The organism is Rickettsia endosymbiont of Ixodes pacificus (assembly GCF_000965155.1).
GTDB lineage: Bacteria > Pseudomonadota > Alphaproteobacteria > Rickettsiales > Rickettsiaceae > Rickettsia > Rickettsia tamurae.
Window position 1 is genome coordinate 1,400,763 of record NZ_LAOP01000001.1, and the last position, 24,788, is coordinate 1,425,550.

Sequence of the window (24,788 nt, forward strand, 5' to 3'; positions counted from 1 at the left end):
CGTGGATAGATTCTCCCGTCATTGCGAGCAGCCGTAGGTTTTGTTGCATGGTTCACTTCCCTCTCTGTCATCCCGCGACTCGATCGCGGGATCCAGTTAAAAATACTAATAATATTAGTATTTTTAGTTGTTTTCTGGATACCGTGGCCAAGCCACGGTATGACACCGAACGGGTTTTTCAAGCCATATAACAAGCTCAATGCCTGCGGGATGACACAGGACATACTCAAACTTAAAACATTATTTTTATGAAATTTCTGAAAATATTTTTACTATCTTTCTTACTAGTTTCTTGTGAACAAAAAGAAACGGAAAAAACTTTAATAGTCGGTACTGCCGCAGATAATCCTCCTTATGAATTCATCCAAGACGGAGAGATTGTTGGGATTGATATTGATATTATCAAAGCAATAAGTGAACGTCTAAATAAAAAAGTTATCATAAAAAACTTCGACTTTAACGGTTTACTTGCAGCTTTGGTTAGTGAAAATATTGATGTTGCGGTGGCGGAGCTTTCCGTAACACCGGAGCGTTCCGAATATATCAGCTTTTCCGATAATTACGCTACTGCAAGATTTGCTATAATATATAGAACAGGCGACAATATACAAAATAGCAAAGATCTAGAGAATAAAATAGTAGGAGTACAGCTCGGTAGTGTTTTAGAAAAAAAAGCACAAGATCTATCACAGACGATGAATATTAAAGTTCATTCTTTAGCAAATCATTTAATGTTAGTTGAAGAATTAAAAGCCAGAGTCATAGATGCTATTATTTCTGAGGAATTTCAAGGCAAAAAATTAAAAGAAAATAATTCAAATTTAGAAAGCAGTACTTTAGAAGAATTTTCATCCGATTTTGCTATAGGTATGTCTAAAAACTCAGGACTAATTAATGAAATTAATGAGGCAATCGATTCATTAAAAAAAGACGGGACCATTAACAAAATTATGAAAAAATGGTTGGGACAATAACAGAAAGTCAATTTAAAGATGCTATGAGCCGATTCCCTCAGGGAGTGACTATTATAACAACAAATTGCAATAACGAGCTTTTTGGCTTTACTGCTAGTTCTCTTACTTCCATATCTTTAAAACCGCCATTAATATTATTTTGCCTTAATAAAAACTCTTTTAGTATAAACAGTTTTCGAAAAAGTGATAAGTTTGCAATTAGTATTTTAGCAGAGAATCAAATTGATATTTCAAAACATTTTGCTAAATCACAACCTAATAAATTTACAAAAATTGATTATGTGCTTGGTAATAAAACTGATTGCCCTTTAATAAACGGTGCAACTTGTCATATAGAATGTAATAAATATGTTTCTTACGATGCCGGTGATCATGTTATATTTATCGGTGAAGTAATAAATACCGATATTAAAAATGATTTAAAGCCTCTATTATATTTTCATAAATCTTATACTAGGCTCTGTGAATATTTCTAAAAAGATTTAATTTTGGTTATTTTTTGCTGCAAATTATAAGATTTTTTGAAATATAAGTAACTATTCCAGTAAAAATCTTATAATTTGCAGCAAAAAATAACCAAAATTAAATCTTTTTAGAAATATTCACAGAGCCTAGTATAATTTGAAAATTTGGCGTCGTCGTCTAATAAGATCTGCGGTTCGAACTATATTTAAGTATACGCTGTGATCCGAGGGCTTTAGACTCTTTGCTCTTTTCCAAATTAAACTTCGTCTACTTACTGTTCATTTATTAGGAGTATACATTGCCAATATGTTAAATATCGGTCTTAGCGGTTCTACCGGTAAAATGGGAAAGGTTATTGCTGAAAGAATAGATAAATTTAAAGATTGCAAAATTTCAGCAAAATTTAATAGTACTAATAATTTAGATGATTTAGATAATTTTTGTAAAAATTCTGATGTAATCATCGATTTTTCTACTCCTGAAATATTAGAAAAATTAATTAATTATGCATTAAAACATAATACAAAATTAGTAATCGGAACCACAGGCCTCCAACCTCAACATTTTAAGCTTTTAGAAAAAGCAGCTCAAACTTTACCTGTTTTATATTCTGCAAATATGAGTATAGGAGCTAGTTTGCTTAGCTATCTAGCTAAAGAAGTAACAAAAATACTAGATGATTACGATGTTGAAATTCTAGAAACACATCACCGTAATAAAAAAGATTCACCCTCAGGAACTGCTATTATGCTTGCTGAAACAATTGCAAGCGAAAAAGGATTAAATATAACATTTAATCGTGGTAGTAGACTAAGAAGCGAAAAAGAAATAGGTATTTCCTCGCTTCGTGGTGGGAATGTTCACGGTATACATGAAATATCTTTCCTAGGTGACGATGAAATAATCACTTTAAAACACGAAGCTCTGAATAAAAATTCTTTTGCTATTGGTGCAATTAAAGCCGCTATTTGGCTACAAGATAAACCTTCTGCTTTATATTCAATGCAAGATATTTATAAAATATAATTAATATAGCTTGAAAAAATACCTTTAAGAGGCTATTTGTAAAGATATTTTAACTGATAATTAAAGAACTTTTATAGCGAAAATTAATAAGATTTTTGAAGAAATAGCTATTCCTATTTTAAAAAAATCTTATAATTTGCAGCAAAAAAGAATTTAATTAGCTTTAAAATATCTTTACAAATAGCCTTTAAACGACTATATTTTATTATGTAAATAACATAATCCTAAGGTTACTTATGATCGATTATACAAAAACTTTAACTGCCACCTCAAAAAATAAAACTTTTGATGAAGGCTTAAGAAAATACATGCTTAAAGTATATAATTATATGGCTTTAGCACTTTTACTAACCGGTGTAGCAGCCGTAACGACTATATCAGTTGAGCCTATTTATAATTTAATGTTTCAAACAGGTTTCGGCACTATTATAATGTTTGCTCCGCTCGGTATTGCTTTATATTTCTTTATGGGCTTCGGACGAATGAACCTGCAAACGGCACAAATATTATTTTGGGTTTATGCCGGTTTAACCGGTATGTCGCTTGCATATTTAGCTCTTATTTATACCGGGACATCAATAGCTCGTACTTTCTTTATTTGCTCTTCCGTTTTTGGAGCAATGAGTTTATACGGTTATAGTACAAGTAGAGATTTAACATCTATGGGTTCATTTTTTGCAATGGGTCTTATAGGTCTTATCATTGCTTCATTAGTCAACTTGTTTCTAAAAAGCTCGGCTCTTTCTTTTGCTACTTCTCTTATTGGAATAGTAGTATTTATGGGATTAATTGCTTGGGATACTCAAAAGATTAAGTCTATGTATTACATGGCAGGAAACGATGAAGTAGGACAAAAGCTTTCTATTATGGCAGCCTTTACTTTATATTTAGATTTTATAAATCTTTTCCTATATTTAATGAGATTTTTAGGCAATAGAAGGGATTAATTAGTATCATTCCTGCAAAGTCATGATTTTATTTCATGACTTTGGTTTTTTCATTGTCATATCACGATCAAATCTATAGTACAGGATAGTAATCCAGAAAAAATAATAAAAAAATTCTGTAAATCAGAATTTTTTCTTCCTTGCAATTAATCAATTTATATAATAAATTTTTGAAGCATTAGTTAATATAATCAGGTTATTTTTATGTCTAAAGAGAAAACTCAACAGGAATTATTATTACAAGAGCAACTTTTTAAAGCCCTGAAAACTAACGATACAGCATTGAATACCAAAATATCTAGAGAGCCTGCGAAGGCAGCCGAATCCTGTTATTGACCTTTCTAATGACCAATCTCCTACTGCTGAAAGCCTATATATTAGCTATTATGGTCCTAGCCGATTTAAACACTAAGGATTTAGATAAAGTTACAACAATAATAAAAAACTCGTTTCCAGGAGATAAAAACAAGGAATTAAGGGAAATAATCGATGCACCTCTTTTACAGCATTTAGTTATGGAAGATGCAATTGAACGACAGGTTGGATTAGATGATAGCCGATATAACGCAGATTACAGAAAACTTGAAGGAATAAGAAATCTTAATGACCCTAAAAAAGCAATTGATGCTATGCTACGTGATAAGAGGGTGGCACAATAAGCTGAGTTTGAGGGGAAAGGAAAAAAGCAGCAGGAGTCTCTACCGGTTATGTTGCTAAAGATAACGCCGGTAATACTTTTATTTTAAAACATTTTTATAAAACTCATGCTGCATGCCAAAAAATACAAGATAATAAGGCACGAAAACAGGCTATTGCTGACCGAAGAGACGGGGTACAAGAATTAATAGGCTTCTATCCATATCAATTTTTATTACATGATCGAGTACCAAAAGAAGGGCTGGTAAAAGCGGATGAAAAACACCCTGATTCACTTTATGTACGTTCTAAATTTTTTGATAATGCTGTAACGCTAACAGAATTTTCCGGTTTATCAGGTCAAACTAGAGTCAGAGCTAATGATCAAAATTTAAAAAAGTTGGAAGGATTTGAAAAAGCCATAGCTGCTTGTCATATGCTGGGGGAAGTAGATTATCATGCTGGTAATTTAATGGTGCAGGATGGTAAAACAATAACCAAAATTGCGCTCTTTTTTAGCATTTCATAAGGATTTTGCCAGTATGATTCAATCAACAGCTGAAATGTTTGCACATCCTGGTGTTGGCTACAGTGCTGCTATTAAAGCAGGTAATTTCTCATTTAGTATCGATAAATATAGCGAACCGTTAAATCAAATGATAAGTCAATTTGATGAGAAACAGATGGAAGCAATAGTTGATCAAAAAATTGATGAATTAAAAAAAGCTGGGTTTGATCCGAAAAATATTGCGTTATCCACTAATATTAAAAATTTTGATGATTTGAGAAAACACTATAAAGGCAGTATAAAAGAAAATCTTGTTAATATGCAAGAAGTTGCCAAAGGAGCTGAGATAGTAACAAAATTCAGTAATGTTTTACCTGAATTTAACAATGGTGGTTGGTTAGAGGCTTTCGCTAATTCGGTACTCTATGCAATAGATAATAACATTACAATTGAAGGTAAAGATGCTAAAGAGTGGGCGTATGAAAATAATTACCAAATTAAAACTTCTATAGGCTTGAAAAAAGAAATAATCAAGGAACAACAATGGAACAAAGATTTGGAAGGAAAATGGGAAGAAAAAGAAGTTGAGGTTAAGACAGATATAAGTAGAAGTACAAATTTCTGATCCTGCAAAATCAATGCGTATACAAGACAAATCTACAGGCGAAAAGTTGGAATCACTAATTGTTGATTTTACAAAGCAGGCAACAACTAAAAATGTAACCGATAAAGAAGTAGCAAAATTCTACGACAATATAATGAAAGAGCTAAAAAAAGAAAATTATCTTACCGAGCAAGATATTGAGGGTATAAAGAAAGATTTAAAATATCAGGATAATATCGAAAACACGACCAACTTATTAAATGCTAAATCTTTCAAGTTAAATTCTAAAGATACTATATATTACAAGGTAGGAAATTTTTGTGAAAAGATAGGTTTACCTAGTATCTCAAATTATTTTATGAAACAAATTTCTCCTGAGAATTTAAATAAAATTCATAATACAGAAAAACTTATAGCGGAAAGTATAAAAATTGGTAATGTACTACAACAGAAGAAGCAAGAAGGGCTCCAAACAAAAAGAGTAGAAGCGGTAAAAGGAATCGCATTCTCTAAATATTCAAGCTAGGAAGGAAAGACAGCAACAAAGGTAAGCATTGTTGCGTGGATCAATTTCACCTCTGTCATCCGTGGCTTGACCACGGTATAGCTAGACCATAGTAAATAGGTACAGTTAAATAAACTTTAGTACGTGTTCTACAGCCATACTGATATCTTTGAATTGCCCCGTAACTTTTCTTATTTCGTTCTTAATCTTAAACCAATAATGTTCTATAGGATTTAAGTCTGGGCTATATGTAGGTAAGAATAAAATTCTGCACCCAACCGACTCGATTAATTCTCTTATTATATTATTCTTATGGAAGTTGATATTATCCATAATTACTGTTTGTCCAGGATGTAATTCTTTAGTTAATATAGTCTCTACATAGGTTGTAAATATTTCTTTATTACAATTTCCTTCAAATATTACTGGCGCTATAATTTGATTATTACGAAGCCCCGCTATCATACTGATCCTGGATTTATGTTGATACACTTTGTTTCCATAACATCTAGTACCTTTTATACTCCATCCATATTCTCTACAAGCATTATCTTCTATTCCTGACTCATCAATGAATACTAGAGTTTCTTTAGAAATTTGCTGTATCTTTTCTATAAATTCATTCCTTAAACCAATATCCCTTCTGGGATGAAGATGACTTTTTTTTATAAGTGTACCCTAGTAGTTTTCTATAGTAATTTATTCTAGTTCTTTGTAATCTATTACCTAGTATAATACTTAATTCTTTAGCTGTTTTATCATGATTATTGATAATTAATTCTTCAAATTCTTTGAGATTTATTTTTGCATTATAACCCTTTGCTGGACCATAAGGTTTTGCTTTTATATCTCCTGTTTCCCATTTAAGAGTTTTCCATCTATATATAGTGTTACGACCTATATTGAATATTTTACATGCTTTAACAATTGAGAGCCCATCATCTAGAGCTTTGAATAGTTTCATTCTTAAATCGTAACTGTAACTGCTTGCCATAATTTATTTATTATCATTTATAACATATATATTAGCATAGTATGTACCTATTTACTATGGTCTAGCTATATCTAGAAAAAAATTTAAAAAAATAGACCCTGCGATCAAGTCATAGTATGACATAATAACATACAACAACTATAAATCCTTACCACCTTACGCATTTTTTCTAGCTGACGGTGAGAGCATAATGCTTAGCTCTTTTAGAGCTTTATCCTCTACATAGCTTGGGGCGTTCATTAGTAAATCTTCAGCCTGTTGGTTTAAAGGAAACGCAATTATTTCCCTTATATTTGTTGCTTCCGCAAGCAGCATAACGATTCGGTCAATACCGGGGGCTATTCCACCATGTGGTGGAGCTCCAAACTTAAACGCTCTAATCATCCCTCCAAATCTCTTATCAACTTCCTCTTCACTATAACCTGCTATGGAAAATGCTTTATACATAATTTCCGGCTTATGATTTCTAATAGCACCGCTGGAAAGTTCAATACCGTTACAAACAATATCATATTGGTATGCGGTAAGTTCTAATAACTCTTCAGTGGTCTTAGCTTGCTCTAAAGCATCTATTCCGCCCTGCGGCATAGAAAACGGATTATGGCTAAAATCAATTTTTCCTGTTTCTTCATTTAGCTCATAGAATGGAAAATCGGTAATCCAGCAGAATTTAAAACAATCTTTTTCAAGTAAATCAAGCTCTTCACCAAGTCTTATTCTAACCTTACCGACAAGTTTAGCAGCTTTCTCTTTCTTATCGCTAGCGAAAAATACAGCATCACCGTTACTAATGCTAGCTGTAGCTTTTAGACTCTCTAATTGCTGCGGGCTTAAGAATTTTGCTACTGGTCCTTTTGCTTCACCGGTTTCACTAAACTGAATATAGCCGAGTCCACCTGCTCCTTCTGATATCGCAAACTCTATCATTTTATCGAAGAAACTACGAGGTAATGAAGCAGCTTTAGGGGCAGGAATTGCACGAACTATGCTACCTTTTTTAATATTCTCTCTAAAGATTGTAAAATCGGAATCTCTAAATATCTCAGTTACATCGGCAATTATAATAGGGTTACGCAAATCAGGCTTATCAGAGCCGTATTTTAGCATAGATTCATTATATGGAATACGAACGAAAGGAGTCTCTGATACTTTCTTATCTGTAAATTTAGTAAATAAATCATACACCACAGGCTCAATAGTACTAAATATGTCTTCCTGTGTAACAAACGACATTTCTACATCTAGCTGATAAAACTCGCCGGGTGATCTATCGGCTCTTGCATCTTCATCCCGAAAACAAGGAGCAATTTGGAAATAACGATCAAAGCCTGAAACCATTAATAACTGCTTGAATTGCTGAGGTGCTTGCGGTAATGCATAGAACTTACCCGGATGCATTCTACTCGGCACTAAGAAATCCCTAGCACCTTCAGGAGAACTAGCAGTTAAAATCGGTGTCTGAAATTCGATAAATCCTCTTGCCGTCATCAAATGACGAATATGAGAAATAATTTGTGAGCGGAGTATTATATTATTATGTAATTTCTCACGTCTAAGATCTAAAAAGCGATGTTTAAGCCTCGACTCTTCGGGAGCGTCTTTTTCGGTATTAATAACAAAAGGTAGAGTGTCCGCAGCTGATTCAATAATAAATTCCACAGCTAGCACTTCAACATGACCTGTCGGAAGCGTATTATTAATCGTGTCCTCTGATCTTGCTACAACTGTACCCCTTACCGCAATTACCGACTCATAACGCAAACGACTTGCATCCTCCATAAGCTGAGGGTTTTGATCGGTAAACACGATTTGAGTTATACCGTAATGATCACGTAAATCTATAAAAACTAGATTCCCGTGATCTCTTCTTCTATGTACCCAACCGGATAACTTAACTTCTTTTTCTACATCGGATATTTGTAATTCGTTACAATTATGAGTTCTGTATTTATGCATTTTTATTTTTTTATTATACGATTTTCCCTATATTATATAAATAAAATCGCAAATTTTCGCAAATAAAAACTAAAAATTTATCTTGCCAAAGTTTTATCTTGATATTGCAGCAACTTTTGGCTTTGATGGGAGTTGCTGATAATTTTGTTGTTGAGGTTTTACTTGATTTAACTCACCTTTAATCCATTCATATATTGCTTTCTTAGGATTTTTAATTATCTCTGCAATATTTTCTACTAGATTTATTATTCCTTTAACTAACGATAATACATCTTTTGCTATTTCACCTATAGAATTATTACCTGCTTGTAGTTTTTCTTGGTCTTTATTGGACAAATTACTACGTATGTTATTCATTCTTGATTTAAGCTCATCTTGTTCTAGCTCTTCTTTTGTAAAATGTGACTTAAGTTTTCTATCAACAATTTTTTGTTCTTCCGGGGTTAAATTTTTATATTGATCAACAAACTTATTAACTTTTTCTTGTTCTTCCGGTAGTTTTGAAATATTTTCAGCAATATTTGGCATTTGTTTCTCTTATAAAGTTAAAACATATTAATTTTGCACATTATATATATTTTTTAACTTTATACAAGAAAAACTTTAATAGAAATTAACCTTTGAACGCAACCTTAATACCTAGAAAGTCTAAAAGATTTCGTAATTCTTGACGTGCAAGTACGTGTGAGCTATTAAATGCTCTATCATATTTTGCAGTTTTTAGATCAAGTAATGTTAGACCTTGCAAAAATAATTCCCTATATATTACACGTTCGCTAAATCCTTCTGCGAGTTTAAAGTTAATTCTTTTAGTAAGTTTAGCTAATACATTTCCTACGCGTCTTTTATTTAATGCATCAAGATTACTTAAACGATTACGAAGTATTACCCAATCTATACTAATTCTATCACGACTAGCACGCTCCATTTTCTGCTCCCAAATCATTTGACTATATATTGATGGGCTAATAATTTCATCCTTGCTATCGACTTTTGCTATTACGTCTAAATCTAGAAAGCTATCATTAATCGGTGTAATAATTGTATCGGCGTAAGAATGAGCAACTCTTGATAAAGGAGTATGACTGCCTGGGGTATCAATCACTATATAATCGGCATCCTGATTATTTTTGAGTACCTGCTCAAAACTCTTTGCTTGCTCTTCTACTTCGCTTTCCGATATATGAAAATGTTTCGGTACTAATACAGTTTTATCAGGATTTTGTTTATTATATAAATCTCGATTTTTTAAATAATTCGTTAACGAACTTTGACGTGAATCGGTATCTATACTTACTACCGAATAATTTTGATAAAGCAGAGCGATTATTAGATGCATAGAACAGGTAGTCTTACCTGCTCCGCCTTTTTCATTACCTATAACAAATATATAAGGTTTATTTATTGTGTTCATAATTATATTCAGAATAAACAAATAGTAGGTATACTACGAGTAATATGTAATATACGAAGATCAACTTCAAAAAGAGTAATCGGTTCACAAGACGAGGAACGGAGCGTATTAATACGTGAGTACTGCAGTACTTGTAAAACGACGTAGCCAATTTTTGAAGTTCATCGAGTATATTTTTTGATAAATTTTTCAAGTAATCTAACACCATACCCAACTGCCCCTTTCGGACCAAGTGCTGAAGCTTCATTACTATTTGTAACGCCTGCTATATCTAAATGAGCCCAATCTACTCCATCTTTAATGAAACGTTTAATAAAATGTGCAGCCGTGCAGCTTCCGGCAGCTCCCGGTACGTTCCCGATATTTGCCATATCGGCTATGTCGGAGTTAATCATTGCATCGTACTCATCATGAAGCGGCATTCTCCAAAGTTTTTCATTAACTTCTTCCCCTACTTTTATTAACTTATCAGCTAACTCATCATTATTGGAAAAACAACCGGCATATGTATTACCAAGTGCTACGGTTATTGCTCCTGTTAGAGTTGCAATGTCAATCACGCATTTAGGCTTAAATTTTTCTTGTGCATACCAAACAGCATCAGCAAGTACTAAACGCCCTTCTGCATCGGTATTTAAAACTTCGGCAGTTTGCCCTGACATAGTAGTTACTACATCCCCTGGACGCTGTGCATTACCGGACGGCATATTTTCGACAAGCCCTACAACACCGACTATATTTACAGGTAATTTTTGACCGGCAACCGCAATCATGGTACCCACAACTGCTGCAGAACCTCCCATATCGTATCTCATTAAATGCATATTACTTGACGGTTTTAATGAAATACCGCCTGTATCAAAAATCACTCCTTTACCAACCAAAGCAATAGTCGGAGCATCTTTACTGCCGCCTTTATATTCCATAACTACTAACTTTGACTCGTTTTGTGAACCTTGCCCCACACCAAGCAATGCTCCCATACCAAGATTTTTCATCTCACGTTCACCGATAACATCAACATCTATTCCTAGCGGTTCAAGTATATCAACTATTCTTTCGGCATAGACTTGCGGAGTTTTAATATTTGACGGTTCATTACTTATATCTCTTGTAAAAAATACTGCCTCAGCAATTAATTTTTTGACTTCAAATAATTTTGCCGCTTCAGCGCTATTATCGGTAAGAATTTCAATTGACTCTACTACGAACTTCTCTGCTTCTTTTAAGGTAGTTCTATATTTATTAAATCTGTAAGAAGCAAGAAACGCACCACTAGCAACTAAAGATGCAAATGTTTGAGATGTAAACCTGCTAATTCTATTTGTAAGTTTTAAGCCGATAGTAGAAATTTTACAACCGGTTGCATGCTGTAAAATTTTGCCGCCTAACTCTTCAATTTTTGCTTCAGTTAATTTTTCTTCATTCCCAAGACTTGCTATTATCAAATATCTAACCTCGCCTGATTTAATGACAGACGGAATAACCTTGATCTGTCCATATTTACCGGTAAATTGCAGTTTATTCTGAATAGTTTTAGAAATTAATCCGTGATGTTGTTGATCAAGTCCTATTAAATTACTATCAAGCTTTAACCGCTCATCAATAAAAACTACTAGACCTTGATTAGTAGATGATTCTTCATTCACAAAGTTTATGTTAAGCATACTTATTCCTTATATTACTTTTGACTTTGGATAATTCTATTTATCTTGATAAAACTTTGCAAGTATTATAATTGATTTAAAACAAAATCTCATTAAAATAGCATTTGACAAATGTTAACGTTTTATTATATTTTGTTGACGAATTAGTTAAATTTAAGTAATAATATGCCAGTACATGACATCACTTCTCATTTAATTAAGCAGAAGTATACAATGATTAAAACATCATGTGAGTTAAACCAAGATATGGGTGAGATTTATAGTCTTACGCCTCATCCAATACGATATACTTGCCTTAACTATTTAAAGTTATTATCTCTACCTATATCGCTAGCATTTTATGTAACAAAGCTTTGTTTTATGGCTAATCCAGTATGGACATGGGTCGAGGTTAATATTTTGTATAAGAAGATGGATCAAGCAATAGCCAAAAAAATATTACACGGCTTACCTGACGAAATAGAAACAGATCAAAATATACCTAAAATTGTCGAGTATGTATTTAAAAAATATGAAAAAAATCCTACATTAACCCCTCTTACTGAACCTACATTTGCACAAAAATTTTTAGCAAAGATCGGTAAATATATTCCTGCTTTTTCTAAAATAGTAAAGTTTTGGAATGAAGGAGGAATTAACTATTCTGATGAAATACAAACAAAACGAGAATTAATTGACGTTATTTATAAACAAATTGTTTCTAAAGCTTATGAAGTAGGTAAAAAAGGAGGGAAACTTGAAATAACGGATGTGAAAGCACTTTTCCCAGAGATAAATTTTGAAGAAAAAATCAATGCTGAATCAGAAAATCTTGAAATAGAGAAAGTAGAAGTAAGTAATGAAGAGCCTTTAATTTGTAAATTATCTATTGATCAAAAACACGAAGAAGCTACGATTACTACTAATGCAAATAATGGTATTAACCCATTAGTAAACTTACTCATGTTAAAAGCTTTATATGATGGAATTCATCAAGAAGCATTAAAAACTTATGTTGAACATTGTTTAGCAGAAATTCAGATATCTAAAAATCAAGAAATACTTAAAAACTTCCAATATGAAGATTCTTTAGCAAGATTACAATTATACGGTAATTATAATTATGATAACAATGATACGTATATCTCTGAACAACCAGTATCTTATTTAGGTCAAAACTACGAGCATTTAACAGCACCGATCGCTTGTTATTAAAGCGTCATTCCTGCAAGCGGGAAGTAAGAAAAAGCCTATAAAAAACTTGGTTTTTATAGGCTTTTTTTGTCAATAATGCATAGTAAGGTTATTTTTTTGGATTCCTGCTTTCGCAGGAATGACATCGGTATCCACACAACAATACCTTACAAAGATCAAGTTCTATCTAAGTTATTTATGCATTCTCTTCGTCAAGCTTTACAGCTGCTTTACGCATTTTATCCATAAAGTAACCGGTTCCGGCAGGTACTAATCGTCCAACTATCACGTTTTCTTTTAATCCTCGTAACTTATCTACTTTACCGGCAATAGCTGCTTCAGTTAAAACTCTAGTAGTCTCTTGGAATGATGCCGCAGAGATAAACGATCTAGTTTGCAGAGAAGCTTTAGTAATACCTTGTAATATTAATTGTGCTTCAGCAGGTTTTAAACCGTTTTTAATAGCTTTTTCATTTATCTCATCGAATTCATGTCTATCTATTTTTTCACCTGCTAATAACGTAGTTCCGCCTGAATCCGTAACCTCTACTTTTTGTAACATCTGACGGATAATAACTTCTATGTGCTTATCATCAATCTTTACACCTTGTAGACGATAAACGGCTTGAACCTCCTTAACAATATAATTTGCAAGAACCTCTACGCCCATTACTTTTAAAATATCTTGAAGTACTGGATTACCGTCAATCAATAAATCGCCTTTTTTAACAAAGTCACCTTCGTTAACTACAACATGCTTGCCTTTTGGTACCATATACTCAATAGACATTGTTTCATCAATCGGATGTATAATAATACGTCTCTTAGATTTATAGTCTTTACCGAATTCTACTCTACCGTCAACCTCGGCAATAACTGCGTGATCTTTAGGACGTCTTGCTTCTACAAGCTCGGCAACTCTCGGTAAACCACCGGTAATATCTTTAGTAGTGGTTGATTCTTTCGGTATACGTGCAATGATATCACCTACCGATATTTGTACTCCGTCTTCTACGCTTAAAACTGCTCCAACCGGCAAGTAATATCTAGCTTCTAAACCGTTTGATAAGGTTATAACTTCACCTTTAGCATCTAAAAGCTGTATACGCGGACGTAATTCTGCACCGCGTGAATATTGCTTTGATTCAATAATAACTTTACTCGGTATTCCGGTAGCTTCGTCAGTTACGTCACGAATAGAAATACCCTCAACCATATCTTTGAATAAAACTTTACCTGACTTCTCTGTGATAATCGGTATAGTATAAGGATCCCACTCCGCTAGTTTTTGCGTTTTAATAACCATATCACCGTCATCAACAAGTAATCTAGCACCGTATGGAATTTTATGACGAGCCTTTTCATTACCGTTATTATCAAGCAATAATAATTCACAATTTCGGCTCATAACAATTTTGCGTTCTTCGGAATTAATAACAACGTTACGGCTTATAATTTTCACTTTTGCGTCATAGGAAGCTTCTACGGAAGAAACCTCAGCACCTTTTGTTGCCGCTCCTCCGATATGGAAAGTTCTCATTGTAAGCTGCGTACCCGGTTCACCGATAGACTGAGCAGCAATAACCCCGATTGCTTCACCCTCCGATACTAATGTACCGGTAGCAAGGTCCCTACCGTAACATATGCTACATATACCGGTAGTACTTTCACAGGTTAATACGGATTTTATCATAATTCTGTCGAGTCCAGCCGACTCAATCTGCTCTAACTTTACTTCATTAATAAGCTCGCCTTTATTGAGAATTAGATCATTAGTTACCGGATGAAATATATCGATAGCAGCAGTACGACCTAAAATCTTTTCAGCTAAAGGTACTATAACTTCCCCGCCTTCAATAACACTCTTAACTTCAATTCCTTTATCAGTTCCACAATCTTTTTCAGTAATAATACAATCTTGTGCAACATCTACTAATTTTCTTGTTAAGTAACCTGAGCTTGCCGTTTTTAAAGCCGTATCTATTTGCCCTTTACGCATTCCGTTAGCAGAATTAAAACACTCAAATTCAGTTAATCCTTCCTTAAAGTTAGAGATAATAGGAGTTTGTATAATTTGACCGTTTGATTTGGTCATTAAACCTCGCATACCGCCTAGCTGCTTAATTTGCTGGAAAGAACCTCTTGCTCCGGAAATAGCCATCATATATATAGCATTTATTTTCTGATGATTTGGATCATCATTAATCGGCGGCGTAGCAATATCTTTCATCATGTCGTTTGCTACTCTATCGGTACATCTTGACCACGCATCAACTACTTTGTTATATTTCTCTCCGTAAGTAATTAAACCGTTTGAATATTGTTGTTCAAATTCTTTTATTTCAAGCTGAGTTTCATTGATATGAGTACTCTTAGATTCCGGTACTACCATATCGTCCATTCCAAAAGAAATACCTGAAGAACAAGCATATTTAAAACCTAGTTTCATTAGCTGATCGGCAAAAATTACCGTAGCTTTTTGACCACAGTGACGATAAACTAAATCTATAACTAATGATATGTCTTTTTTAGTTAGTTGTTTATTAATAAACTTGAATTCTATATTAGGATTAGAAGGCAATAACTCACCGACCATTAACCTACCGTAAGTAGTATCAATGATAACATGGACCATTTTACCTTCGGCATTTAACTGATTTCTGCGATATTTTATCTTTGTATGAATAGTTATAAATTTATTATATAAAGCATGTTCTATCTCAGCTAAATCTGAGAACATCATCCCTTCGCCTACTTCATTATCAAATGCAAGGGTTAGATAATATAAACCAAGCACTATATCTTTATCCGGTACAATAATAGGACGACCGTTTGCAGGGCTTAAGATATTATTTGTAGACATCATAAATACCCTAGCTTCAAGCTGTGCTTCAATCGATAATGGGATATGTACCGCCATCTGATCACCGTCAAAATCTGCATTGAACGCAGCACAAACAAGCGGATGAAGCTGGATCGCTTTACCTTCAATTAATAGCGGTTCAAATGCTTGAATACCAAGCCTATGTAACGTCGGAGCCCTATTAAGTAAAACCGGATGCTCTCTAATTACCTCTTCAAGCACGTCCCAAACTTCGGGTTTTTCAGCTTCCACCATTCTTTTAGCAGCTTTAATAGTTGTAGCGATGCCGTACAACTCAAGCTTAGAATAAATAAACGGCTTAAATAACTCCAGAGCCATTTTTTTAGGTAAACCGCACTGGTGAAGTTTAAGCTCAGGTCCTACCACGATAACCGAACGTCCTGAATAGTCAACCCTCTTACCGAGCAAGTTCTGACGGAAACGCCCCTGCTTACCTTTAAGCATATCACTTAATGACTTAAATGGACGCTTATTAGCATTTTTCGCTGCTCTACCGCGACGACCGTTATCAAATAACGCATCCACCGCTTCTTGTAACATTCTTTTTTCGTTTCTGACTATTATATCAGGAGCTTTTGACTTTATTAATTTCTTTAAACGATTATTTCTATTAATTACTCTTCTATAAAGTTCATTTAAGTCCGAAGTAGCAAATCTTCCGCCGTCAAGCATAACAAGCGGTCTAATTTCAGGAGGAATAACCGGCAAAACATCCATAATCATCCATTCCGGCTTGTTTTCCGACTCTAAAAAATCCTCTACTAATTTTAAACGCTTTACTAATTTTTTCTTTTTGATTTCTGAGGAAGTGGTTTGTAATTCCTCGTATAATTCTTGCTTTAACTTTGAAAAATCAAGCTCTTTAAGCATTTGTTGTATTACTTCTGCACCTATAGAGGCAGTAAATGCATCTTCACCGTACTTATCTTTTGCTTTCTGTAATTCTTCCTCTGTTAAGAGTTCGCCTTTTTGTAAAATCGATAACCCTGGGTCAACTACTACATAATTTTCAAAATAAAGAATCTTCTCTACATCTCGCATTGCCATATCAAGAAGCGTACTAATTCTTGAAGGCAATGACTTTAAAAACCAAACATGAGCAACGGGAGCCGCAAGCTCTATATGTCCCATTCTTTCACGTCTTACTCTAGAAACCGTAACTTCAACGCCGCATTTCTCACATGTAATACCACGGTTTTTCATCCGCTTATATTTACCGCAGAGACATTCGTAATCTTTTATCGGACCAAAAATTCTTGCACAAAATAAACCGTCTTTCTCAGGTTTAAAAGTTCGATAGTTAATTGTTTCAGGCTTTGTTACTTCACCGAAAGACCACGAACGTACTTGATCGGGACTTGCTATATTAATCCTTATCTGATCAAATTGTTGAGTATTACTTAATTGTCCGTAAAAATTTACTACGCTCATAAATACTTTTCCTTAAAAATTACTCGTATACTTCTTTATTAAAGTTCTTATTGCATGGCTCATATTTTTCGTCATTGCCATACTCCTCTTAGTCGCAGCGTTGTTGCATGGATTGTTTAATGTCATTCCCACGAAAGCGAGAATTCAGTAAAACCTATAAAAAACTTGTTTTTACAGGCTTATTTTTTAAATAAATAACTTCTATACCAATATTTGAAGTTATTTTTCTGGATCCCCGCTTTCGCGGGGATGACATCGAATAGGTTTTTTGATCCATGCAACAAAGCTAATACTATGCAAGACAATATAACTCGAGCAAATGAAGAGTAGGTATACGAAGGTCAATTTCAAAAAGAGCAAGGAGTCTGCAAGGCGAGGAGCGTATACTTAATACGTTGCTACCTGCGAGCTTGCTAGACGACGTAGCCAATTTTTGAAATTCACCGAGTATACACTTAACTCTAAGTTACTTCAAGCTTTATGTTAAGACATAAAGATCTAAATTCTTTTATCATAACATTAAATGATTCAGGAATGCCTGATTCAAAATTATTTTCACCGCGTACTATAGAATCATAAGTTTTGATCCTACCGTTTACGTCATCCGACTTAACCGTTAACATTTCCTGTAACGTATAAGCTGCACCGTAAGCTTGTAATGCCCAACATTCCATTTCCCCGAAACGCTGTCCGCCGAAATGAGACTTACCTCCAAGCGGTTGCTGCGTTACTAAGCTATAAGGTCCTATAGAACGGGAGTGAATTTTATTATCGACTAAATGATGCAATTTCAGCAAATATTTCTGTCCGACGGTTACTAGACGGTCAAAATATTCACCGGTTCTACCGTCAATTAATTTTACTTGTCCTGAAGGATCTTGACCGGCAAGTTTTAGCATATCTTTAACGTCCTGAACTTTTGCTCCGTCAAATACAGGAGTTGCAAAATGTACGCCTTTACTTACTTTATTACAGAAAGAGATAATCTCTTTTTCCGATCTTTCAAGTATATAATTAATATTCTCTCCGTATAGCTCAAGTAAGAATTTCTTAATCTGCTCAATACCTATATGCTTATTTTTATATTCCTTGACTAATTCGGATATTTTTTTTGCTAAATTTATTGATGCCCACCCAAGATGCGTTTCTAAAATCTGTCCTATATTCATACGTGACGGAAGACCTAGAGGGTTAAGAACGATATCTATTACAGTTCCATTTTCTAAAAATGGCATATCTTCTTCAGGTACGATACGTGAAATAACACCTTTATTTCCGTGTCTTCCTGCCATCTTATCCCCGGGCTGTAATTTATGCTTAGTTGCAATAAATACTTTTACTACTTTTAAAGCTCCCTGAGGTAAATCATCACCGCTTTGCAATTTCTCTACTTTAGTAGCGAGTCTTTTATCGAGGGCATCTTTTTTCTCATCATAATGAGTCTTTATCTGCTCTATTTCATTCATTACATTTGCATCTTCCACGGTAAGCTGCCAAAATTGCCCTTTAGATAAACCTTTTAGCATTTCACTAGTAATTGTTTGTCCTGCTTTTACTTGCTTAGGACCGTTAATAATCACCTGCCCTACTAAAAGCTTTTCAAGCCAACTAAACACAAAATGCTCAATAATTTCTAATTCGTCGTCTCTGTCTTTTGCTAATTTTTCAATTTGTTGTTTTTCAATAGCAATAGCTCGCTGGTCTTTTTCTACACCTCTACGAGAAAATACCCTTACTTCTACTACAGTTCCGCTAACTCCGGAAGGTACATACAGCGATGAATCTTTTACGTCAAAAGCTTTTTCCCCGAAAATAGCACGTAGTAGCTTCTCTTCAGGAGTAATAGGCGATTCACTTTTCGGTGTTACTTTTCCGACTAAAATATCACCGGCTTTTACTTCTGCACCTACATAAATTATTCCGACCTCATCAAGATGACGTAATGCTTCTTCACTTACATTCGGTATATCACGGGTAATTTCTTCAGGACCAAGGCGTGTATCTCTAGCTATTACTTCAAACTCTTCAATATGAATAGATGTAAATACATCCTCTTTTACTATACGTTCGGATATTAAAATTGAATCTTCAAAATTATAACCGTTCCAAGGTAAGAAAGCCACAAGCACGTTTCTACCTAAAGCAATTTCACCGTTATCCGTACTAGGACCGTCAGCTATAATATCGTTTTTCTTAACGTAATGACCGACCTTAACTAAAGGCTTTTGATTTATACAAGTATTATGATTGGATTTTTGGAATTTTAATAAATTATAAATATCAACCGAAGGAGAACCGTCAACTTTTTGTTCTAGAGTTCTAATCACGATTCTATTTGAATCTACCTGCTCAACAATACCGTCATGTAATGCAAGCACTGCCGCTCCGGAATCTTTAGCTACTACCCCTTCAACTCCGGTACCTACAAAAGGTGCATCCGTTTTAATTAAAGGAACGGCTTGTCTTTGCATGTTTGAACCCATCAAAGCACGGTTAGCATCGTCGTTTTCTAAGAAAGGTATAAGAGAAGCCGCAACCGATACTACCTGCATAGGAGTCACATCAATGAAATCTACCTCATGCGGTTCTACCATTACAAAATTACCGCCTTCAACTCGGCAATTAATAAACTCTCCTTGCAGCTTTCCGTCTTTATCAACTTTAGAATTTGCTTGTCCGATTTTGTATTTACCTTCTTCAATAGCAGAAAGATATACCACTTCATCGGTTACATGCCCATTTTTAACTCTTCTATACGGACTCTCTATAAAACCGTGTTTATTTATTCTAGCATAAGTAGCCATAGAGTTAATTAACCCGATATTCTGACCTTCAGGTGTTTCAATAGGACAAATACGACCGTAATGAGTCGGATGTACGTCACGCACCTCAAAACCTGCTCGATCTCGACTAAGACCTCCAGGTCCGAGTGCCGACAGCCTTCTTTTATGAGTTATTTCCGATAATGGATTTGTTTGATCCATAAATTGGGATAATTGGGAGGTACTAAAAAATTCTTTTACTACTGAAACTAAAATTTTAGAATTTACTAAATCATGAGGCATTACGGTATCAACATCACCTGCCGACATCCTTTCAATTACAGATTTTTCCATTCGGACTAAACCTATTCTAAATTGATTTTCTATCAATTCACCTACCGATCTAACCCTTCTATTACCTAAATGATCAATATCGTCTATGATACCTTTACCGTCTTTAAGCTCTACTAAAACTCTTACGATATTTTTAATATCATCAATTGTTAAAACCGTAACTTCTTCAGAAATATTCAGCTCTAACCTAGAATTCATTTTTATTCGCCCGACTTCTGAAAGATCATATCTTTCCGCATCAAAGAATAAATTATAAAACAGGCTTTCAGCCGCTTCGATATTAGCAGGTTCGCCCGGTCTTAAAACTCTGAAAATGTCACATAATGCTGCCTCGCGATCCTGATTTTTATCAGCAAATAAGGTGTTCCTTATATATGGACCGGATTGAGGATTGATTACTAATACGTTAACATTTTTAATTTTAAGATCATTAATAACATTTAACATATCAGCAGTAATCATTTCACCGATTTTTGCTAATACTTCATCGCTTGCAGGATCTCTTAAATCTTCGGATAGATATTTGCCGATTAAAGTTTCATGAGCTACTAAAATATTATTAAGCCCTTCCCCAAAATATTTTTTAGCCAAACGTGGGGTAATTTTTTGTCCTGCTTTCAGTAGAACATTTCCGGTATCTGCATCTACTAAATCACTTGTTAAACGATGAGCAGTAATATGCTGAGGTATAAATTTAACCGCCCAACCTTTATTTTTAACAAGCTTATAAGTTACTGAATTATAATAAAATTTTATAATTTCTTCAGTACTCATACCTATAGCTCTAAGCAAAGTAGTAGCATAAAGCTTTCTTTTTCTATCAATCCTGAAATAAATAACATCCTTAGCGTCAAATTCTAAATCAAGCCAAGACCCTCTATATGGAATAACACGAGCAGAATATAAAAGCTTGCCGGAAGAGTGAACTTTTCCTTCATCATGATAAAAGAACACGCCAGGTGAGCGATGCATTTGTGATACAACTACTCTTTCCGTACCGTTGATAATAAAAGTACCGTTTTTAGTCATTAATGGGATATCACCCATATATACTTCTTGCTCTTTAATCCCTTTAATTTCTCTAGCACCGGTATCCTCATCTATATCCCAAATACTTAATCTTAAAGTAACTTTAAGAGGAGCAGCATAACTTAAACTTCTTTGACTACACTCTTCTACATCATATTTTGGAGTATCGAATTCATATTTTACAAATTCTAAATTAGCAATATTGGAGGAATCTGAAATAGGAAAAATTGAGTTTAATATAGATTGTAAACCTTTGTTTTTTCTTTCAGAATCTTTAATATTTAACTGTAGAAAGTTTTTTTCATATGAATTTTTTTGAATTTCAATCAAATTCGGTATATCTGCTACTAAATTTATGTGACCGAAATTTTTTCTTATTCTTCTATTATGTGACAAGGGTTGTGCTTCTATATTATCCCTTAATGAAACCATATAATCTCCTGACTGATAAAATTACTGCCCGTATTGAAGTGATTGTTCTATGCATTTTATAATAGAATAATCATAATTATAGCTCTTTTTAGCTATAAATTATAAGATTTCTTTGAAATAGTAACAACTATACTCCCAAAAATCTTATTAATTTTCACTAAAAATCAATTATAAATGTTCACAGAACCTAGAAAATTTCAATAATTTAAATTTCTAGACGTATGGTACGTTAACAAAATTATTTTAATTAATAAGATTTTTAATGTAATAGCTTTATCCTTTCAAAAAAATAACTTAAATTAGCTTTAAATTAAATTCTTAAAATCTAAAAAGCCTTATTCAAATTTAATTACTAAAATAAGGCTTTTTAGATTTTAAGAATTTAATTTAAAGCTATAAAATATTTCATCTGTAATGCAAAAAACATTAGGTCCTGTAAAGAAAAATTAATCTATATTTAGTTGTTTTTTATTGAAAATTATAAGATTTTTTTGGAATAGAAATAACTGTTCCAGCAAGAATCTTATTAATTTTTACTTAAAAATATCTAAAAATACGAATAATTTTTCTTTACAGGACCTAGTGCAGAAATAATTATTTTAATTCAACTTTTGCTCCAGCAGCTTCTAACTTACCTTTGATTTCTTCAGCTTCTGCTTTTTTCACATTGCTTTTAATCGGCTTTGGAGCTTCATCAACTAATTTCTTAGCTTCAATTAAACCAAGACCCGTGATATCTTTCACAACTTTAATTACTTCAACTTTCTTGTCACCGGCAGCTGTTAAAACTACTTCAAACTCAGTTTTTTCAGCAACTGCTTCAGCCGCAGGAGCTGCAGTGCCAGCAGCTGCTACAGCTACAGGTGCTGCTGCAGATACACCCCATTTTTCTTCTAGCATTTTCACAAGCTCAGCTGCTTGCATTAATGTTAATGATGATAATTGTTCTTCAATTTTAGCTAAATCTGCCATAATTTTTTCCTTTTTACTTTTTTTTATATTGAGAGATTACTGCATCAGATATTTTAAAGTTAATTAAATTCTTTTTTGCTACAAATTATAAGATTTTTTTAAAATAAGAACAATTATTTCGACAAAAATCTTATTAATTTTCACTATAAAAGCTCTTTAATTATCAATTAAAATATCTGATGCAGTAACCTTTAAGTTAATTTTTACTAGCATGTGCTTGTATTACTCTCGCCATACTCGAAGACGGAGCTTGTAAAACACCTACAAACTTAGTAGCCGGTGCTTGTAATAACCCAACAATTTTACCTCTAAGCTCATTAAGTGAAGATAGCTTAGAAAGTTCTTTTATTGAATTTTCATCTAACACGTGATTATCGACTATTCCACCAATAATCTTAAGATTATCATTAGCCTTAGCAAAATTAACTACTAATTTTGCCATCTCAACCGGTTCTTTAGAATAAACAATAGCAGTAGGACCCGCAAATAAATTAGCAATACTATCAAGCCCTGTTTGATTTGCAGCTATTTTTGCTAAAGTATTTTTAACTACTTTAAAACCTGCTTCTTTAGATTTAAGTGATTCTCTAAGCGAACTCACTTGACTAACGGTTAACCCGTGATAATGAGTAATAATTACAGAGGGCGATTCTTTATAAATGTTTACAATATCCTCTACTGCTACCGGTTTTTCTGATCTTAACACCTTTTAATTCTCCTTTTATAATACAGTTTAATATATTTAAACTGATACAAATGCTTAAAATAACAAAATTTTTTTATTATTACTATACTACCGTTAAACGGCTATAAAAATTATGCTATACTAGTTAAATCTATTTGTACCGATGTTCCCATAGTAGAAGATAAATACATTGCTTTTAAATAACTTCCTTTTAATCCGGCAGGTTTTGCTTTAATTACTGCCTCAATAAACGCATTTAAATTTTTTAATAAATCTTGGTCTGAGAAAGATAATTTTCCAAGCCCTGCATGAATTATACCTGCTTTCTCTGCTCTATATTCTACCTGACCGCTTTTAGCATTTTTAATAGCATTTTTAATATCTAAAGTTACGGTACCAAGTTTAGGGTTAGGCATTAAACCTTTTGGTCCTAAAATTCTTGCAACTGAACCTATAGCTGCCATCATATCGGGAGTAGCTATACATACATCGAAATTAATTTTCCCTGATTTAATTTCATCAATGATATTTGTTGAACCTACTAAATCTGCTCCAGCACTTTTAGCTTCTTCTTCTCTTTCTTCTTTACAAATAACGGCAACTCTTACAGTTTTGCCTGTACCGGCAGGTAAATTAACTACACCGCGTACCATTTGATCGGAATGCCTAGGATCAATTCCAAGCTTCATAACTATTTCTAAGGTTGGGTCAAATTTAACATATGATGCTGATTTTAATCGTTCAACTGCATTTGTTAAATTATATAAAGTATCTGATTTTACTTTTTCTCTAGCTTCTCTTATTTTTTTACCGCCGCTAATTTTTACGGCAACATCTTTCTTATTTGACATAATAATTAATTCCCTACCACTTCAAGTCCCATAGATGCAGCACTACCACAAATAATTTTTGTTGCTGCTTCAATATTTTTTGTATTTAAATCAGGTATTTTTAACTTTGCAATTTCACGACAATCATCCATAGTAACTTTACCTACTACGGCTTCTTTCTTAGTAGCACTAGAACCTTTAGTAATTTTAGCATACTTCTTTAAAAAGTAAGAAGCAGGAGGAGTTTTTATTTTAAAAGAAAAACTACTATCTTCATAAACAGTAATTACAGTCGGCAAAGGCACTCCTTTTTCCATACCTTGCGTAGCATCATTAAAATCTTTACAAAATGCTGCAATATTAACTTTTCTTTGTCCTAAGGCCGGTCCTATAGGAGGAGCAGGGGTGGCTCCGGCAACCGGAATTATCAAGTTAATATAACCTTTTATTGCTTTCTGAGACATTTATAAATATCCTTATTTTTCTCTTAAATTAATATTACTTTGTAACAATTGCATGGATCGTTTTTCCCATCATTGC

At 33.5% G+C, this 24,788-nt stretch carries 18 protein-coding genes and 1 pseudogene; 7 read left to right on the plus strand and 12 right to left on the minus strand.

The genetic code is table 11. The features are described 5' to 3' along the window. Nucleotides 1-21: 21 nt before the first annotated feature. From REIP_RS13790 to REIP_RS07490, 6 genes and pseudogenes are all read left to right on the plus strand, one after another. Nucleotides 22-252: a hypothetical protein gene (locus REIP_RS13790; RefSeq protein WP_410525711.1), complete on the plus strand. Its 231-nt coding sequence runs from the start codon at nucleotides 22-24 to the stop codon at nucleotides 250-252. Beyond that, nucleotides 249-974: an ABC transporter substrate-binding protein gene (locus REIP_RS07470; protein WP_023507570.1), complete on the plus strand. Its 726-nt coding sequence runs from the start codon at nucleotides 249-251 to the stop codon at nucleotides 972-974. The genes REIP_RS13790 and REIP_RS07470 overlap by 4 nt, the downstream gene beginning before the upstream one ends. After that, nucleotides 959-1,450 (plus strand): flavin reductase family protein, encoded by a 492-nt coding sequence (locus REIP_RS07475; RefSeq protein ID WP_045804195.1) that lies wholly within the window; start codon nucleotides 959-961, stop codon nucleotides 1,448-1,450. Before REIP_RS07470 ends, REIP_RS07475 begins: the two co-directional genes overlap by 16 nt. A gap of 295 nt (nucleotides 1,451-1,745) precedes the next feature. Then, the gene (dapB, locus tag REIP_RS07480) at nucleotides 1,746-2,465 is read left to right on the plus strand and encodes a 4-hydroxy-tetrahydrodipicolinate reductase (protein ID WP_045804196.1); all 720 of its coding nucleotides are present in this window, start codon (nucleotides 1,746-1,748) and stop codon (nucleotides 2,463-2,465) included. A gap of 236 nt (nucleotides 2,466-2,701) precedes the next feature. Beyond that, nucleotides 2,702-3,412 (plus strand): Bax inhibitor-1/YccA family protein, encoded by a 711-nt coding sequence (locus REIP_RS07485; protein ID WP_045804197.1) that lies wholly within the window; start codon nucleotides 2,702-2,704, stop codon nucleotides 3,410-3,412. A gap of 204 nt (nucleotides 3,413-3,616) precedes the next feature. Next, nucleotides 3,617-5,711 (plus strand): annotated as a pseudogene (locus REIP_RS07490) (hypothetical protein). An 80-nt stretch (nucleotides 5,712-5,791) separates the two neighbouring features. Here the strand turns inward: REIP_RS07490 and REIP_RS10155 are convergent. From REIP_RS10155 to REIP_RS07520, 5 genes are all read right to left on the minus strand, one after another. Continuing rightward, nucleotides 5,792-6,659 (minus strand): IS630 family transposase gene (locus tag REIP_RS10155; RefSeq protein WP_156147374.1). Its coding sequence is split into 2 segments (ribosomal slippage): nucleotides 5,792-6,331 and nucleotides 6,333-6,659, totalling 867 coding nucleotides; the frame shifts between segments, so codons are not numbered across the junction. A 156-nt stretch (nucleotides 6,660-6,815) separates the two neighbouring features. Continuing rightward, on the minus strand, nucleotides 6,816-8,615 hold the full coding sequence (gene aspS, locus REIP_RS07505) for an aspartate--tRNA ligase (RefSeq protein WP_045804198.1): 1,800 nt from the start codon (nucleotides 8,613-8,615) through the stop codon (nucleotides 6,816-6,818). A 93-nt stretch (nucleotides 8,616-8,708) separates the two neighbouring features. Beyond that, on the minus strand, nucleotides 8,709-9,143 hold the full coding sequence (locus REIP_RS07510) for a hypothetical protein (RefSeq protein ID WP_045804199.1): 435 nt from the start codon (nucleotides 9,141-9,143) through the stop codon (nucleotides 8,709-8,711). A gap of 85 nt (nucleotides 9,144-9,228) precedes the next feature. Beyond that, the gene (locus REIP_RS07515; protein WP_045804200.1) at nucleotides 9,229-10,029 is read right to left on the minus strand and encodes a division plane positioning ATPase MipZ; all 801 of its coding nucleotides are present in this window, start codon (nucleotides 10,027-10,029) and stop codon (nucleotides 9,229-9,231) included. 161 nt (nucleotides 10,030-10,190) lie between these two features. Beyond that, a complete protein-coding gene (locus REIP_RS07520) occupies nucleotides 10,191-11,696 on the minus strand; it encodes a leucyl aminopeptidase (RefSeq protein ID WP_045804201.1) in 1,506 nt (501 codons plus the stop codon). Nucleotides 11,697-11,861: 165 nt separating this feature from the next. Here REIP_RS07520 and REIP_RS07525 point away from each other — a divergent pair, with 165 nt between their 5' ends. After that, nucleotides 11,862-12,890, plus strand: a complete 1,029-nt coding sequence (locus REIP_RS07525) for a hypothetical protein (protein ID WP_045804202.1) — start codon at nucleotides 11,862-11,864, stop codon at nucleotides 12,888-12,890. Nucleotides 12,891-13,065: 175 nt separating this feature from the next. Here REIP_RS07525 and rpoC read toward each other — a convergent pair whose 3' ends face one another. The 7 genes from rpoC to rplK form a co-directional block, all read right to left on the minus strand. After that, on the minus strand, nucleotides 13,066-17,184 hold the full coding sequence (rpoC, locus tag REIP_RS07530; RefSeq protein ID WP_045804203.1) for a DNA-directed RNA polymerase subunit beta': 4,119 nt from the start codon (nucleotides 17,182-17,184) through the stop codon (nucleotides 13,066-13,068). A gap of 154 nt (nucleotides 17,185-17,338) precedes the next feature. Beyond that, entirely contained in the window at nucleotides 17,339-17,461 is a 123-nt protein-coding gene (locus REIP_RS13260) for a hypothetical protein (RefSeq protein WP_267881748.1), read from the minus strand. Between the two features lie 184 nt (nucleotides 17,462-17,645). Next, nucleotides 17,646-21,761: a DNA-directed RNA polymerase subunit beta gene (gene rpoB, locus REIP_RS07535; RefSeq protein ID WP_045804204.1), complete on the minus strand. Its 4,116-nt coding sequence runs from the start codon at nucleotides 21,759-21,761 to the stop codon at nucleotides 17,646-17,648. Between the two features lie 594 nt (nucleotides 21,762-22,355). Then, complete coding sequence (gene rplL, locus REIP_RS07540; RefSeq protein ID WP_023507511.1) at nucleotides 22,356-22,733, minus strand: 50S ribosomal protein L7/L12; 378 nt, start codon at nucleotides 22,731-22,733, stop codon at nucleotides 22,356-22,358. A 196-nt stretch (nucleotides 22,734-22,929) separates the two neighbouring features. Further along, nucleotides 22,930-23,439, minus strand: a complete 510-nt coding sequence (rplJ, locus tag REIP_RS07545) for a 50S ribosomal protein L10 (RefSeq protein WP_045804205.1) — start codon at nucleotides 23,437-23,439, stop codon at nucleotides 22,930-22,932. Between the two features lie 110 nt (nucleotides 23,440-23,549). Next, complete coding sequence (rplA, locus tag REIP_RS07550; protein WP_045804206.1) at nucleotides 23,550-24,269, minus strand: 50S ribosomal protein L1; 720 nt, start codon at nucleotides 24,267-24,269, stop codon at nucleotides 23,550-23,552. Between the two features lie 5 nt (nucleotides 24,270-24,274). Then, on the minus strand, nucleotides 24,275-24,712 hold the full coding sequence (rplK, locus tag REIP_RS07555) for a 50S ribosomal protein L11 (protein WP_023507508.1): 438 nt from the start codon (nucleotides 24,710-24,712) through the stop codon (nucleotides 24,275-24,277). Nucleotides 24,713-24,788 lie beyond the last annotated feature (76 nt).

What these genes read in the sequence shown, in the direction of transcription:
- REIP_RS13260 (WP_267881748.1), bottom strand. Translation starts at nt 17,461, where the DNA reads ATGGATCAAAAAACCTATTCGATGTCATCCCCGCGAAAGCGGGGATCC.
- REIP_RS07485 (WP_045804197.1), top strand. Translation starts at nt 2,702, where the DNA reads ATGATCGATTATACAAAAACTTTAACTGCCACCTCAAAAAATAAAACT.
- REIP_RS07525 (WP_045804202.1), top strand. Translation starts at nt 11,862, where the DNA reads ATGCCAGTACATGACATCACTTCTCATTTAATTAAGCAGAAGTATACA.
- rpoB (WP_045804204.1), bottom strand. Translation starts at nt 21,761, where the DNA reads ATGGTTTCATTAAGGGATAATATAGAAGCACAACCCTTGTCACATAAT.
- dapB (WP_045804196.1), top strand. Translation starts at nt 1,746, where the DNA reads ATGTTAAATATCGGTCTTAGCGGTTCTACCGGTAAAATGGGAAAGGTT.
- rplK (WP_023507508.1), bottom strand. Translation starts at nt 24,712, where the DNA reads ATGTCTCAGAAAGCAATAAAAGGTTATATTAACTTGATAATTCCGGTT.
- rplA (WP_045804206.1), bottom strand. Translation starts at nt 24,269, where the DNA reads ATGTCAAATAAGAAAGATGTTGCCGTAAAAATTAGCGGCGGTAAAAAA.
- REIP_RS07515 (WP_045804200.1), bottom strand. Translation starts at nt 10,029, where the DNA reads ATGAACACAATAAATAAACCTTATATATTTGTTATAGGTAATGAAAAA.
- REIP_RS07475 (WP_045804195.1), top strand. Translation starts at nt 959, where the DNA reads ATGGTTGGGACAATAACAGAAAGTCAATTTAAAGATGCTATGAGCCGA.
- REIP_RS07520 (WP_045804201.1), bottom strand. Translation starts at nt 11,696, where the DNA reads ATGCTTAACATAAACTTTGTGAATGAAGAATCATCTACTAATCAAGGT.
- rpoC (WP_045804203.1), bottom strand. Translation starts at nt 17,184, where the DNA reads ATGAGCGTAGTAAATTTTTACGGACAATTAAGTAATACTCAACAATTT.
- aspS (WP_045804198.1), bottom strand. Translation starts at nt 8,615, where the DNA reads ATGCATAAATACAGAACTCATAATTGTAACGAATTACAAATATCCGAT.
- REIP_RS07470 (WP_023507570.1), top strand. Translation starts at nt 249, where the DNA reads ATGAAATTTCTGAAAATATTTTTACTATCTTTCTTACTAGTTTCTTGT.
- REIP_RS07510 (WP_045804199.1), bottom strand. Translation starts at nt 9,143, where the DNA reads ATGCCAAATATTGCTGAAAATATTTCAAAACTACCGGAAGAACAAGAA.
- rplL (WP_023507511.1), bottom strand. Translation starts at nt 22,733, where the DNA reads ATGGCAGATTTAGCTAAAATTGAAGAACAATTATCATCATTAACATTA.